Source organism: Marinomonas sp. SBI8L (genome assembly GCF_001624705.1).
Lineage (GTDB): Bacteria > Pseudomonadota > Gammaproteobacteria > Pseudomonadales > Marinomonadaceae > Marinomonas.
Genome location: NZ_JSEO01000003.1, coordinates 227,396 through 242,371 on the forward strand (window position 1 = coordinate 227,396; position 14,976 = coordinate 242,371).

13 protein-coding genes and 1 pseudogene are annotated in these 14,976 nt (G+C 39.7%); 5 read left to right on the forward strand and 9 right to left on the reverse strand.

All coding sequences use genetic code 11. From position 1 onward, the window contains the following. Positions 1–123 precede the first annotated feature (123 nt). Positions 124–588, reverse strand: a complete 465-nt coding sequence (locus OA91_RS05185) for a DUF4442 domain-containing protein (protein ID WP_063336614.1) — start codon at positions 586–588, stop codon at positions 124–126. A 663-nt stretch (positions 589–1,251) separates the two neighbouring features. Here OA91_RS05185 and OA91_RS05190 point away from each other — a divergent pair. Then, entirely contained in the window at positions 1,252–1,734 is a 483-nt protein-coding gene (locus OA91_RS05190) for a carboxymuconolactone decarboxylase family protein (protein ID WP_046017626.1), read from the forward strand. Positions 1,735–2,011: 277 nt separating this feature from the next. Here OA91_RS05190 and OA91_RS05195 read toward each other — a convergent pair whose 3' ends face one another. After that, positions 2,012–2,458 (reverse strand): YtoQ family protein, encoded by a 447-nt coding sequence (locus OA91_RS05195; RefSeq protein ID WP_063336615.1) that lies wholly within the window; start codon positions 2,456–2,458, stop codon positions 2,012–2,014. A 338-nt stretch (positions 2,459–2,796) separates the two neighbouring features. Here OA91_RS05195 and OA91_RS05200 point away from each other — a divergent pair, with 338 nt between their 5' ends. Continuing rightward, positions 2,797–3,003: a hypothetical protein gene (locus OA91_RS05200; RefSeq protein ID WP_157203757.1), complete on the forward strand. Its 207-nt coding sequence runs from the start codon at positions 2,797–2,799 to the stop codon at positions 3,001–3,003. Positions 3,004–3,151: 148 nt separating this feature from the next. Beyond that, positions 3,152–4,364 (forward strand): annotated as a pseudogene (locus tag OA91_RS23995) (IS3 family transposase). Between the two features lie 50 nt (positions 4,365–4,414). Here OA91_RS23995 and ilvC read toward each other — a convergent pair. Continuing rightward, a complete protein-coding gene (ilvC, locus tag OA91_RS05215) occupies positions 4,415–5,890 on the reverse strand; it encodes a ketol-acid reductoisomerase (RefSeq protein WP_046017623.1) in 1,476 nt (491 codons plus the stop codon). Positions 5,891–6,163: 273 nt separating this feature from the next. On the opposite strand from ilvC, the gene OA91_RS05220 reads away from it, so the two are divergent. After that, positions 6,164–6,991, forward strand: a complete 828-nt coding sequence (locus OA91_RS05220; RefSeq protein WP_063336618.1) for a hypothetical protein — start codon at positions 6,164–6,166, stop codon at positions 6,989–6,991. A gap of 104 nt (positions 6,992–7,095) precedes the next feature. Here OA91_RS05220 and OA91_RS05225 read toward each other — a convergent pair whose 3' ends face one another. Continuing rightward, on the reverse strand, positions 7,096–8,718 hold the full coding sequence (locus OA91_RS05225) for a methyl-accepting chemotaxis protein (protein WP_063336619.1): 1,623 nt from the start codon (positions 8,716–8,718) through the stop codon (positions 7,096–7,098). A 415-nt stretch (positions 8,719–9,133) separates the two neighbouring features. Further along, positions 9,134–10,012, reverse strand: a complete 879-nt coding sequence (locus OA91_RS05230) for a LysR family transcriptional regulator (RefSeq protein WP_063336620.1) — start codon at positions 10,010–10,012, stop codon at positions 9,134–9,136. Positions 10,013–10,135: 123 nt separating this feature from the next. Here OA91_RS05230 and OA91_RS05235 point away from each other — a divergent pair, with 123 nt between their 5' ends. Continuing rightward, positions 10,136–10,804 carry a glutathione S-transferase gene (locus OA91_RS05235; protein WP_063336621.1) on the forward strand — a complete coding sequence of 223 codons (669 nt, stop codon included), beginning with the start codon at positions 10,136–10,138 and terminating at the stop codon, positions 10,802–10,804. A 109-nt stretch (positions 10,805–10,913) separates the two neighbouring features. On the opposite strand, the gene OA91_RS05240 is transcribed toward OA91_RS05235, so the two are convergent. From OA91_RS05240 to purE, 4 genes are all read right to left on the reverse strand, one after another. Then, a complete protein-coding gene (locus OA91_RS05240) occupies positions 10,914–12,167 on the reverse strand; it encodes an aromatic ring-hydroxylating oxygenase subunit alpha (RefSeq protein WP_046017619.1) in 1,254 nt (417 codons plus the stop codon). A gap of 371 nt (positions 12,168–12,538) precedes the next feature. Beyond that, a complete protein-coding gene (locus OA91_RS05245) occupies positions 12,539–13,012 on the reverse strand; it encodes an Lrp/AsnC family transcriptional regulator (RefSeq protein ID WP_046017618.1) in 474 nt (157 codons plus the stop codon). A 264-nt stretch (positions 13,013–13,276) separates the two neighbouring features. Next, a complete protein-coding gene (gene purK / locus OA91_RS05250) occupies positions 13,277–14,341 on the reverse strand; it encodes a 5-(carboxyamino)imidazole ribonucleotide synthase (protein ID WP_063336622.1) in 1,065 nt (354 codons plus the stop codon). Beyond that, positions 14,341–14,832 carry a 5-(carboxyamino)imidazole ribonucleotide mutase gene (purE, locus tag OA91_RS05255; protein WP_009832776.1) on the reverse strand — a complete coding sequence of 164 codons (492 nt, stop codon included), beginning with the start codon at positions 14,830–14,832 and terminating at the stop codon, positions 14,341–14,343. Before purE ends, purK begins: the two co-directional genes overlap by 1 nt. Positions 14,833–14,976: the final 144 nt, after the last annotated feature.

Below are 14,976 nucleotides of genomic sequence, written 5' to 3' on the forward strand. Positions count from 1 at the left end.
GTTTCTATTTTAAATGGCTAAAAAACGACACTTTTAATATTGATTTATCTAAAAACGACGTTTTTGAGTTGAGTGTAATGTACCTTTTAAAGAGAGCGATTAGGCAAAAACAACTTTTCCTGCTTATTTTTTTGGTTTTTTACGAATGTAGATTTCCTTTTTGACTTTAGCGATTAGCTCTCCTGATTCATCTCGAATATGCACTTCATATTCAGGTAAATACTTAGCACCTGTCTCCGTATTTTGTTTTATTTGATCTAGCATGGTTTGGCTAATATGAAAGCGACAAGAGACCTTACCTTTGCCTGGTTTGATAAAATCTATTTCGGCTTTGCTGTCCCAAACGAGATAATCCCTCCCCAATATTTGCATTAACATCAGCATAAACCAAGGATCAGTCATGGCGAATAGGCTACCGCCGAAATGCGTACCGACATAGTTTCTATTGTACCAACGAAGTGGCATATCCACTTGTAAATGCTGGAAGTCTCGGCTGATCGAAGAAACTTTAATCCCAGTAAAAAGATAAGGAGGGTAGAGGTTAATCAAATGACGAAATAAGGTGCTTGGGTGTATGAGTTGTTTCATTTAGAACTGCCTTCATTACAAATTTCCCTGCTTAGATCTCAGGGATTGTCTTAGATCAAAGAATGGGAATATAGTGATTTTTTCGAGACTTAGGCAATAACAAGGGGGATCAACTTTCCTAGCAAATTGAACCAAAGCATAGGTTTAATCAAATAAAAGGCAGGTAGTTATCCGTGTTTAATTCACAATATTAGCGCTATAAAGTGGTGTAAACGAATCTCATTCTACTGTTTTAACAAGATATGAATAATAAGATGTAATAGAAAAATTTAAAATTTCATGGGATATTTTTATGCATTTTGTCTTAGCTTTTTGGCTCAGTGAATAAATTGCAACACTAAAACTGAATCAGTTATCAGTTTTGTCAAATGGTCGTAAAAGTAGGCATTGAGAGGCCTGTTTAATTACTCAGAGTAATAGTGATAAATAGTTTGCTAAATACTTTCGTTATTTTGACTATAATTTTACATCTAGTGGGTGCGTTCTCCTCGCAGCGGGCTCAATTTCTGCTAGTTAGTTGATACCCAAATGGGCTGGTGGTAACGTATTTTTCTGCTAACTGAATTTTTTTAAATATTTGATTATGTAAATTAACGTAAAAAGTACTAACTTTATATGGTTTCGTATTCATTTATTTAACTGAAGAATATGTTGAGGTAGAAAATGGAAGATCGAGTCAATTTAGGTAAAGCAAGTCCTGTTATGTATAAGTCTGTGGTGCAGCTCGATTGTATCGCAACTCAGTTCATTGAAGATGCTGGAATAGATGAAGGCTTTAGCCATCTATTAAAGCTGCGCGCTTCACAAATCAATCAATGTGCTTTCTGTATTCGATTGCACAGTAAAGATGCCTCAGATAGTGGCGAACCTATTGAACGTATTAGTTTAGTCTCCGCCTGGCGGGAGTCCCTATATTTTGATAATAAAGAAAAGGCAGCCTTAGAGTTACTAGAGTCCATTACATTAATTTCTCAGGGCCAAGTACCTGATACTGTGTATAAAGCCGCCACCAAGGTATTAACAAAAGCACAAATTGCCGCAATAGAATGGCTTAGTATTGTTATTAACACTTGGAATCGTGTGGCGATATCCAGCCGTTATCCTGTTTTACCAGCTAACCCTGATTTGAATTTACAATTTACCTAACATTATTATTTAGCCAAATGGCTTAAAGAATTGCTTTATCACATAAAGCGCTAAAAATAGCGAGAGAACATAAAGGACATACAAAGTGTTAGCTTTAAAAAAGAGCTGACATTAAATTATTACCTGGAGGTAAGGAAGCTTGTTAACCAAGCCTAATACAGTCTAAGTAATTAAAGCCTTACGACTCCACCATTAGTCAGAATCTAGTTAGTAGATAACTAGCATAAAAAAAGGAAGCCAAGCTTCCTTTTTTTATGGATGAGTATTGCCTATCAGCCTATGAAGGCTGGCAAATGTACTCTAAGATGCTGACAACTTGCTCTGGTGTTTCTGTTACCGCTAGCGCTTGTGCATCCACTTCTTTTAGTGGGTGTGTTAGCTCTGGAGAGTGCATGGTAATGAGAGACTTACCCAATGCAACGGCTGTGCCTGCATCAAATGCCGCATTCCATTGTTTGTACTTATCACCAAAACGTACCACAACAATATCTGACTGTTTGATCATATTATTAATGCGGATAGCATTAATTTTGACGGCTTTATGGTCTTTCCAGAAGGCTTTATCTTCTTCGCCTAAAATCACAGAGCCTACTTCGTCACTTGATTCATGATGGCAGTTAGGGGCAAAAATGGTAACAGGAAGGTTTTTTTCAGCGATGCCTTTTTTAATCTGATCACGCCAATCCGAGTGAATCTCACCGGATAAATAAACATTATATTGCATTTTTATCTCCTAGCTTAGAGCCTTCACGGCTCATCAATAATGGCTTCATTTTAGTGAAACTAGGCCTTAATTGGTATGCAATCATAATCCTTATCCCAAATCTCGATTTCATATAGTGGTTTTAAATCAAGATATGAAAGTATTAAGCACCTTTTGTGAATATTTTGAATTTGATTATTCGCTTGTAATTTTCTGTCTATGAGATGATTTTTCTGAAAGACCCGAAGGGCGTGGTCTAAAAGCCCTATCTTATGAATACTGAAGTTATCATCTTTGCTTATTAGCTCTTATTTGCCGCAGCAATAGGACGTGTGATTTATATACGTAAAAAAATTATTGTGCCGACATTAAAAGAGTATGATGCTGATTATCAGGAGTACTTTAGTCCTGTTAAGCAGAAAGAGCAGTTGCAAGAATACAAAAATATATGCGTCACGCATCAATTAACGAATAAGTATTGGCGTTATATGGAGTTAAGTAAAAAGCTACATTTTGTGTTGTTTCTTGGCTGGATAGCCGTTGTGGCTATCTTTAGTGAGCCTTAGTGTCTGAATAGGGTAGAGAAAGACGCAGCGTGATTGATGTGAATTAATTTTCGCAAAAAAAAGCCAAGACCTAGGTCTTGGCTTTTTTAATCTACTTGTCCCGTCCTGAATAAGGTTGTCACTTCCAATTAATCATTTGGAGAGTGTTATGCAATCAACATCTAAGCGTACTCAGCGCGACTATTCACTCGCTTTTAAATTATCGATTGTCGATCAGGTAGAAAAAGGCGAATTAACTTATAAACAAGCTCAAGATAAGTACGGCATTCAAGGTTGCTCTACTGTTTTAGTTTGGCTTCGTAAGCATGGCAAGCTAGATTGGTCTTTAGGGACTCCCCCTTTTTTTCTAAAAGGTAGTCATATGAAAGATCAAAAAACAGAACAAACACCCGAGCAACGCATTAAAGAACTCGAACAAAAACTGGCTGAAACACAATTGAAAGCTGAGTTCTTTGAGGCTGTCGTCACCGTTATGAAACGTGATTATGGTGTCAGCTTGCCAAAAAAGCAGCAAGAGATGTTATCCAAGAAAAAAAGATCAAAGCATTAACCGTGACTCAGTCATGTGTGTTTTTGAACATAAGCAGACAAGCCTATTATAAACAGTGTCGTTGTGCCTTAGAAAAGGAGCAACGCAATGAAGAGATCATTCGTTTTATTCGAACTAAGCGAATGCAACACCCCAGAATGGGTGGGCGTAAGCTTCTTTATTTTATGAAGCAGAACAAAGCGTTATCTAATGCGATAGGTCGAGACAAGCTGTTTCAGTTAATGAGAGAAGCACGACTGCTAGTGCCATGTCGTCGGGCATATCATAAAACCACCCAAAGCAATCATCGCTTTTGGTGTCATCCCAACTTAATCAAAGCAAGTAAAGATCAGGTTGTTGTGAATAAGCCAAAGCAAGTATGGGTGGCCGATATTACCTACTTACCGGTACGAGAAGGGCAGGCCTATCTTAGTTTGATTACCGATATGTTCTCACGAAAAATAGTAGGCCATTATGTGCATAGTAGTCTTAAAACATGTGATGTTGTGATTGCCTTAAAGAAAGCAATTAAGTGCGCAGGAGATGTAAGGGGGCTTGTTCATCACTCTGATAGAGGTATCCAATACTGTTCGGCAATGTATCAAGCAATACATAATAAATACGGTATTCGTTGCTCAATGACAGATGGTTATGATTGCTATCAGAATGCGTTAGCAGAAAGAGTTAACGGAATTTTGAAGTATTAGAAAAGCCGATGAATTTACAGGAGGCGAAGAAAATGGTGAAAGAATCAATCACACTTTATAATGAAAGTAGGCCGCATTTAAGCCTAAAATACAAAACGCCCGATGAGGTGCATCGAGCGTTTTAACTGAAATAAGTGTCAACCTATATCAGGACTAGTCAACTTAAAGAAACCGATTAAACGATTTTTTTCATGTCAGCCATGTGGCCACGTAGAACATCACCGATAGCTTCAACTGGGTGTGAACGAAGTGCTTTGTTTACTTCGATCAAACGAGCGTTATCAACACCCGTTTCGCTTGATTCTAGACCACGACCAATTACGTCAGTCTTGATGTCTTTCATGAAGTCAGCAAGAAGAGGTAGGCAAGCGTGGTTGTATAGGTAACAACCGTATTCTGCAGTATCAGAGATAGTTGCGTTCATTTCGTAAAGCTTCTTACGCGCAATAGTGTTAGCGATAAGTGGTGTTTCGTGTAGAGACTCGTAGTAAGCAGAGTCAGCAACGATACCAGCAGCTGTCATAGTTTCGAAAGCAAGCTCAACACCCGCTTTAACCATAGCAACCATCAAGATGCCATTGTCGAAGAACTCTTGTTCAGTGATTTCAACATCGCCTGCTGGTGTTTTTTCGAAGTTAGTTTCAGCAGTCTCTGCACGCCAGCCTAGTAGGTTAACGTCATCATTAGCCCAATCTTCCATCATAACGCGAGAGAAAGTACCGTTGATGATGTCATCTTGGTGCTTGTTGTATAGAGGGCGCATGATGACTTTCAACTCTTCAGAAAGATCAAATGCTTTGATCTTAGCTGGGTTAGAAAGACGATCTAGCATGTTAGTTACGCCGCCGTATTTAAGCGCTTCAGTAACAACTTCCCAGCCGTATTGTACAAGTTTAGATGCGTAGCCTGCGTCAACACCTTCTTCAACCATTTTGTCGAAGCAAAGGATAGAACCAGTTTGCAACATACCACAAAGGATAGTTTGCTCACCCATAAGGTCAGATTTAACTTCGGCAATGAAAGAAGACATAAGAACACCAGCTTTATGACCACCAGTACCTACAGCGTAAGCTTTCGCTAGTGCAAGACCTTCACCTTTAGGATCATTGTCTTCGTGTACAGCAATTAGTGTTGGAACACCAAAACCACGAACATATTCGTTACGAACTTCAGAACCTGGGCACTTAGGTGCAACCATGATTACTGTTAGGTCGTCACGGATTTGCATGCCTTCTTCAACAATGTTGAAACCGTGAGAGTAAGAAAGACAAGCGCCTTCTTTCATAAGAGGCATTACAGCATTTACAACAGGAGTGTGTTGCTTATCTGGTGTTAGGTTAAGAACTACGTCTGCAGTTGGGATAAGGTCTTCATAAGTACCAACAACAAAACCGTTCTCAGTTGCATTTTTCCAAGACTGACGTTTTTCAGCAATTGCAGCAGGACGTAGAGCATAAGCAACATCACAGCCACTATCACGTAGGTTAAGACCCTGTGCTAGACCTTGTGCACCACAGCCGATAACGACCATTTTTTTGCCTTTAAGGGCTTCAACGCCATCACTGAACTCGTCCATAGACATGAAACGACATTTTGCTAATTGCTCTAATTGCTCGCGTAGCGGCAAAGTATTGAAATAGTTGTTAGACATGAAACTATCCTAAAAATTTAAAAAAATGGTAAATGTTTTGTCTTGGGGAAAATCACTTTTCCTCAATATGGAGCTCACTCTACAGAAAGCTTTGTTTTGTGTATATTGATATATTCTCATTATAGTGTTGCATTTATTGCAATATAAAGACGAGTCAATTTTATTAGTTGAAACAGGTTAATTGCTGAATGAAATTTGAAGCACTTTCTCACTTAATGATGAATGTGATAACGTGCAAGTTAGATAACTTAGACAGGAATACAGGAAGTGACCATGTCAAACCCATCTCTTAAATATAAACTGCTATTAATGATTGCCAGCTTATCCTTAACGGCTTGTAGTCATCCTCAAACACAAAGTAATGAGGCTCCTCAGGCGAACCAAATCCCTTATTTTGAAAGCTATTCAGCTGCCATTATTGAGCCTAAGTTAGTGCGCTCTTCTATCGCTATTGAAAAGCAATTGAATGACAGGCAAGGCGTACCTATGCCACCAGGGGAAGAAAGCGTCAAAATTGTCCCTGGTACCCAGCCAATCATTATTACTGCACCACACTCAGTGAGGCCATTTCGTAATGGTAAGTATCGTTTTTCAGATGGCGGCGCAACAGCCGCTTATGCAATTGCATTAGCTGAACTTGTTGGTGCCCATGTTATTTATGCTAATTATGAAAATGGCACTGATCCAAATTACCTTGATGATAATGAGTTTAAGCGTGAACTTGCTGGCCTAATAGAGCAGGTTAACCCTGTGTTAGTACTAGATATTCATGGTAGTAATCCAATGCGCTCCTATGATCTTGATATAGGTACCATGAATGGTGAGTCTTTGTTAGGACAGGAAGCATTAGTCACGGATCTGATTGACACCTTAGCCAAAGAAGGCATTTTTAGTATTTCGTATAACCGCTTTAGTGCCAGCAAGCAGCAGACAATTGCTAAATTTGCCAGTAAAAGAGGTGTGCCGACTTTGCAACTAGAAGTGAATGCTACCTATTTGATGCCAAGTGAAGGTCATATTGAAGCACAAAGGTATGCCATTTTATTACAGGCATTTAGCCGTTATATCTCCAACAGTGTTCTGAGTAAGCCAGTTGAGTGAGGGCTTTATTGAAATTAATGCGATGAATTTTATTTAGCACGGAGCAAGAGATGTAAAAAAGGCAGATGCGATGCATCTGCCTTTTTTATGATTGATCTTATTAATTAAGAGACTTTGAACTGTTTGATAAGGTCTTTCAGTTCGTGCGCTAACTGGTTTAGGTTTAAGCTGGCTTCTTTGGTTTGCTCAGCCCCTATGTTTGTTTGCTTTGTCATCTCACTGATCTGATTAACATTCTGATAAATATCATCGGTCACAGCACTTTGCTCTTCGGTAGAGCTGGCAATTAAAGAATTTTGCTCGTTAATGTCGTGAATTGCACTGTTAATTCCCATCAAGATATCACTGGTTGTTTTTGCTTTGTCAGTTGCTAAGCCTGCCGTTGATTGGCTTTGTTCCATAACAGATACCGCTTCTCTAGAATCTGTTTGCAGCTTTAAAATCATCTGATTGATTTCTTCAGTAGACGATTGGGTTTTGCTGGCAAGGTTACGTACTTCGTCTGCGACAACGGCAAAACCACGACCTTGTTCACCAGCGCGTGCAGCTTCTATCGCTGCGTTTAAAGCTAGTAGGTTGGTTTGTTCGGCAATCCCTTGAATCACATCTAGAATAGAGCCAATTTCCTCACTGTTCTTTTCTACTTGAGCAATCACCACACCCGCTTCACCAACATTTTTCGATAAAACGCCGATCTCTTCAATTGTGTCTTGCATGGCTTCAAGGCCCTGCTGAGTGCGGCTATTGATATCTACCGTTGATGCAGATGCTGAGTTTGCATTATGTGCGACATCTTTAATCGACTGGCTCATCTGATGAGAAGCAGTTGCTAGTAATTGTGTTTTATCAGACTGATCTCTTACTGCTGCTGTGGTTTGCTCTGTAATAGCAGAAGTTTGCTGTGAGGTTGCAGAAAGCTGTAGTACCACATCAGATACTTGATGTAGGCTATTCTGAAATTTACCTAACATGCCGTTAATCGCATCAGCAGTTTGAGCAATTTCAGTTTTATTATTGATGCTGACCCTTGCTGTTAAGTCTGATTCTGTTTCGATACGCGTAATGCTGTTAGTTAGCATATTCAGTGGACGCAGTATGTTGTTAAGTAAAACAATGGCAATTAAAACGCCAAACGAAACGGCAAAAGCGACAATGATTATGCCTGTTGTGATGGCGTTTTCGCGAGTTTGGCCTGCTCTTTCACGATAGACTTCAGCGTTATGTACTGAGAAGGTGATGATTCTTTCTAACTCTTTATCAAGGTCGTGTAGTTTTTTTTCGGCTAAATCTATTTGATTTTGAGCAGTATCAGTTGATAAGTCCTTTATTGCTAGAATCTCTTCTTCTAATTCAATCCAGTCTTCGAAATGCTCAATACTGCTTTTGATTTGTCTTTGCACCTCATCACCCTTGGCTCTTTCTTGGACCAGTTTAAGGTCTTTCATGATGAGGTCTTCTAAGTGATGAATCTTATCTTTTGACTCTTGCGTTTGAACCAGAGCATGTCGATTTTTCTCTACCAGTAATTCTAGTTGTGTTAATTCAACTTCAGCTGTTAATGAAGATCGCGTCACTGTGAAAGGGTGATCAAATACTTCTTCAGTCAAATGGCTTAAATTAGACATTTGGTAAAAGGAAAATGAACCCAGAGCAATAACAATAGAAATAAGTAAAGCTAATCCAAAAACAAGCTGTTGTTTGATCGTGAGTCGCTTCAAAATTGACATTATGATTCCTGTGATTGTAAGGGAGCCTAAGAGGCGGTTATAGGCCGCAAAAATAGGAAGTTAATTTGTGGCGCTATTTTAGGGTATTTAATTTTTGTTTGTACTAAAAATTGTAACTGCTTGATGCAAAAAAAGAATAAGTCTTCCTATCTTGCTCATCATAAAAGATGGAAAATTCGCTTCTTTTATCGATTTTTACTTCATTAGCCTGCTTTTAGTGTGATTTTTGAACAAAAACAAAGTGAGTCTGGTTCATTTAAAAAGCGAGAATGTTATTTTTATTTAATGTGATGGCTAAAAAACGCACATTAAACCTTTTGCCAGAGAAATGATCAAGGCTTTAAAACATGTGGTATGTAAAAAGTAAATGTTAGTTATTACTAATTTAAAGCAAGCACTTAGCTAATTGTTTTAACTATATTAGGCTAATCAGTTTTTCTAAGCGCTTATTTGAAAGAGGTGTTTTTAAGGAAATGATATGAGACTGAAATCGATAAGGTGTACCCGTAACTGGAACCTGTATTAAACGACCTTGGCTGATTTCTTCAGAGACAACGCATTTGGGTAATAAGCCAACGCCCATTTTGCCAATTAAGCAGCGTTTTATCACCTCAACATTTGAAAAGCTTTGCCTTGGCGATAGTGTTAAACCTGTTTCATTAAAATGCTTATCTGCAGACTTTCGATAACTACAGGCTTCTTCTGTTGTAATAAGAGGGTATTGGTTGAGTTCTTCTAAGGTGAACGACTTGTGAGTCGCTAGGTATTCAGGATGCGCCACATAAATGACTTCTTCTTCAAAGTGTAAGTTTGAAGACCAATCTTTTTGTACTTTGCTAAGGTTAGAAGCCTCTGTCATGATAAGTGCTGCGTCAATGTCTGCTTGCCTCAGAGCCGTCTCATAATCATAGGGTTCATGAATCAATATAACTTCAAGCTCTGGTTCACTTGTCTGTAACTTTTCGATAATTGCAGGTAATCGGTAAATACATAAAGAACTTGGGGCGAAAACTCTGATACTGCCTTTTAGGCCTGTTTGATAGGTTTGTGCTAGTTGCTTTATTTGGAACTCTTGAGCACAAAACGCCTGAAAACTAGGTAATAAAGACTGGCCTGCCTGAGTTAGCTGGATGTTTCTCCCTTTAGTTTCAAATAGATCGATCCCCAATTCAATTGCCAACTCTTTTAACTGGGCAGAAATGCTTGATGGCGCTAAGTGCAGAACCTTAGAAGCCTGATTAATGCTGCCATATTGAATTACAGTTAAAAGGCTGCGTACTTGTTTGGGTGTCATTATGAATGCCTATATTTCGCTTTTTACGAATGATGTGTTCGGTATTATTCGCTTTTATATCATAGTTTTTCAGCCTAGCATGAGACTTTACTTAACCACAAATTTTATAAAGGGGTTTGTTAAATGGAATTGTTTATTGCTTATAAGAATTACTCTTCTTGGTCTTTAAGGCCTTGGCTGGCTATGAAGGTGGCAGGATTGGCTTTTGAGGAAACCATTTTCCCTTTTTATCACGATACATCATTAACAGATTTTGCTAAGCAAGAGGCAATACCAGCAAGTGTGCCTATTCTAAAGATTGATAATCAAATTGTCTGGGATTCAATGGCAATTATGGAGGTGTTAGCTGATACCTACCCTGAAGCTAATTTATGGCCAGAAGCTAAAGCTTGGCGAGCATTGGCGCGTTCTGCCTCTGCGGAGATGCACTCTGGCTTTATGGGATTAAGAAGCCAGTTTCCGATGAATTGTCGTCGTCAAACTAAGGTGAATGCTAATACGGAGAGTTTGAAGGATATCTCTCGATTAGCGGCACTATGGAAAAAGTTTTATCAAGCGGATGAGGTGTTGTCGGCAAGTCGAAGTGAAGGGCCATTTTTGTGTGGTGCCTTTTCAATTGTTGATGCCATGTATGCGCCTGTTATGTGGCGTATTAGAAACTACGGTCTATTTGTTAGTTATGAGTTTGAGGCTTGGTCTGAGGCCATGTTTGTACTACCTGCTATGCAAGAATGGTTGCGAGCAGCTCAAGCGGAAGAGTGGGATATAGCCGCTTATGATGCAGTTGAATAAAATCTTTGGTTGAATAAAAAAACCGGAGCCATTCATAATGGTTCCGGTTTTTTTAATCTACTTAGTTGTTCTAGTCTTTTGCTAAAGAGCTATGTCTACTAGGCGATTGTTATAGGTCTTTAGCAAGCTGATCTGCGTACCAATCAATAAAGTTGATAACACCAAACTCATAAGTTGGATGATATGGACCAGGCTGATAGGCAATAGAGTTGATGCCTTCTTGTGAGCGTTCAGCAAGATCTCTGTCTTGTTGGTTGGTTTGATCCCAAACATGGCGCATACGCTCCACATCATAATCAACCCCTTCCACAGCATCTTTGTGAACAATCCACTTAGTTGTCACTAAGGTTTTTTGTGGTCCCAAAGGCAATACTCTAAAGGTAATCAGGTGGTCACCTTGGAAGTGGTTCCAAGAGTTAGGTAGGTGCAAGAAACGCATTGCGCCCATATCTTCATCTGGAATGTTACCAAGTAGTTTGCTACAAGCACGTTTGCCATCCATTGTCATAGACACTACGCCGTTTAGTAATGGCATACGGACGATACGGTTTCTTAGGCCTTCTTCAATGTGCTTATAAGGAACACCAAGCTTTTCCCATTTTGCTTCTTTTTCAGCACATAGGGCTTTAAATTCATCTGTCGCTCTTGGGTCTGTGGTGTCATCAAACTCAATCAAAGAGTTTAATAGTTCAGGGTGAGAACCATTACAGTGGTAACACTCACGGTTATTCTCAACAACCAGCTTCCAGTTAGCGTCTTCCATGATGTGGCTTTCAACTGCAACTTTTGCATTTTCTAAGTCATGAATACCAATGTGTGCCTGCGCTTTTTCAGCAAATGCACCAAATGGTTCTGGATCTTCTGCCAAGTTAACAAAAATATAACCTTGCAGAACTTCGACTGAAATTGGGTGTAGGCTGAATTCTTTTTTCTCAAACCCTTCTGTTTGCTCCATAGAGTTAGCAAAAAGAAGTTGTCCATCTAGTTCATATGTCCATTGGTGGTATGGGCAAACAAGCTTAGCGACTTTACCTGAATCACCAAGAACCACCTTGTGGCCACGGTGACGGCAAGTGTTGTGATAACCTTGAATCTTGCCTTCTTTGTCGCGCACTAAAAAGATAGGGTTTTGACCTATTTCCAAGGTCATATAATTACCGGTTTTAGGGATCTCACATGTCAGGCCTGCAAAAATCCAGCTTTTGCAGAATATCTCAGACATGTCTAAGTCGAAAATCTCCTGAGAGTTATAGAAGGGAGCTTCTAAACTGTAATTCGGCTTGCGAGTTTCGATTAACGCCTTTACGTCTTCTCGAGAGAGGGAAGGGTTAGTGATGTCAGTTAGTTTTATTGTATTACCCATTGCGACTTCCTCATTAAATATTGGGGCTTGAATGACTTAGAGTTCAAGCAAAATTAAAGGTGTAAAGCGTCGTCGCTTTCTCTCGATTATAGTAATTATTTGTATATTGACCCGTTTGTTTTTGAGTCAATTTGTTGCTTTAAAAGCGTGTGTGCGACTGCGTGAATTCTCGCTTTGAGTGGTTTTTATGGGAATGTTCAAAAACGACGTAAATTTATCTGTTTTCACCTATGGAGGTCGTTTTTAGTAGCAAGTGACGCTATGTCGAAATAAACAAATATGAGGTGCTAAAAATAGGCTTTTATTGGGCTGTGTAGTAGGAGAGTAATCGCCATAAACCGAGATGGGATGATGGCGAATATAAATCTTTGTTATGCAGGGAGAGGTAGTACGGTTTGATGTTTGATTTGATCAAGTATAACAGTTGATTTTACTTGGCTAACGCCAGAAAGAGAGACAAGTTTATCCATCATGAAATCAGAAAAACTTTTAAGATCAGCACTCACAACTCTTAATAGATAATCCGTGTCACCTGTAACAGAGTAACACTCCAAAATATTATCTATTTTATTGACTTCATTTTGGAAGGCTATGGCCGTTTTATCACCTTTTTTGTCTAAGGTAACATTTACAAAAGCCATAACATTAAAGCCAAGACTACTAGGGTTTAAGTGAGTAATATAATTTTCGATCAACCCGCTTTGTTCAAGACGCTGTAAACGTCTAGAGCATTGAGATGGGGATAAGCTGACAGTTTCTGATAAGGCGACATTTGATAGACGTGCGTTCTTTTGCAGCGCCTTTAAAAGCCTCCAATCATAATGGTCAAGTTCTATAGCTTGCATGTACTCTCCTAAACTAACATCTTATAGATATTGAGCAAAGTGACTGTCTTCGCTTTGTAATCAATAAGTTATTCCATTATTTTTGATTCTACTGGTTTAGTGTAAAAGATAAAGACCAATAGTGTCCTATAGTGAAAAAGTTATTCTCTTTACGGCGAACTTACAATTGCCTACCAAACTTCTTTAAGCTTGGTAGGGCTAAAGAAGGGAGCACGTTATCAGCATATATTATACATTACTAATTAAAGTGCCCCAACCTCAATACTATGACAAATGCGTGCTTAACCAAGCTAAAGCTTTATCATAAGGTGCTGGTAAATCTTCAAGCTCTGTTAGTGCTTTTTTAAGTGCAGCGTTATCACCACTACAGAAGTTTAAATGGCCCACTTTACGGCCCACTCGTACTTCCTTCTTATACCAATATAGCTCTAAACCTGAGATTGCCAACCAATTATAATTAACGGGTACACCAATTAGATTAACCATCATGCTTTGGTTTTTTATCTGGGCTTGTGCCAGAGGTAAACCCGCAACCGCGCGCATATGGTTTTCAAATTGGTCGACACTTGCACCAGCTTGAGTCCAGTGGCCGCTGTTATGCACTCTAGGTGCTAACTCATTAATCATAAGTTGATCGCCAACACGGAAACATTCCATTGCCATCACACCAACATAATCCAAGTCATTCATAAGCTTGGCTAGCATCTCTTCAGCTTTTGCTTGTAATGGTGCTAAGCGTTTTAATGGTGCGATAGACGCATACAAGATGCCGTTAATATGTAGGTTCAGAGTCAAAGGATAGAAAAAAGTTTCACCAGACTTGCCTCTTACACCAACAATAGAAACTTCTTCATCAAATGCAATGCCTTGTTCTGCGATCGCACAGCCTTTCCAGTCATTAGGTACTGGACTAGGTTCTGATGATTTTAGCCAGTGTTGACCTTTACCGTCATAACCACCACGGCGTTGTTTTAACAAAACGCGCTCACCTAAATCCTGGTGTAGTTGTTCTGCACTAGTCTCTTCTGTTACCGGGAACCAAGGTGCTGTGGATAGCTCAAGTTTGTCTAGTAATTGCTTTTGCGTTAAACGGTCAGCTAGCTGAGGAAAAGTCTGTAAATTAACAAAGTTAGCGTGTGTTGCTAATTGGTTAGTCGCTGTGGTGCTAGGCCACTCTTCTCTCTCTGCTGTGACAATGTCATTAGCGGCTAAGCTAAGCTGCGCTTGGCTTTCAATATCAACCGCTTCAACGTCAAGTCCAAGCGGGTTTGCAGCCTGTTTAAGCATGGCGCCAAGTTGCCCTGCACCTAATACCCATATCTTAGACATTAGGCCTCCCTTGGGTCTGGATTAGCAAGAACTGTGTCTGTTTGCTCAGCGCGGAAAGCTTGGATACGAGCGGTAAGCTCTGGATCTGTAATAGCTAGGATTTGGCAAGCTAGAAGACCTGCGTTAAATGCACCTGCTGTCCCTATAGCCAAAGTACCAACGGCAACGCCTTTAGGCATTTGAGCGATAGACAATAAACTATCCATGCCACTAAGTGCTTTACTTTGTACCGGTACACCCAGAACAGGTAGGTGAGTATGTGCTGCTACCATGCCTGGTAAATGTGCTGCGCCACCTGCGCCACCGATAATAACTTGAATACCTTTGTCTGCTGCTTGTTCAGAGAATTCTGCCAGTTTTACTGGTGTTCTATGGGCTGAGACAACTTCCACATGATATGGGACCTGAAGCTGGTCCATGATTTGAGCGGCGCCTTCCATAGTAGGCCAGTCACTTTTTGATCCCATGATGAGGGCAACTTTAGCTTGCAAAGTAATTCTCCTATAGCACGTTTCCAACCTGGTGGGGGTTCTATTCACTGAGTCGAAACGTTTATATGTGATAGATAGATTGTTCGGTCGAGCTGTTTTTACACCTAAATTACAGTGAATGCCGGCTGCGGTTCAGGTGTAAGG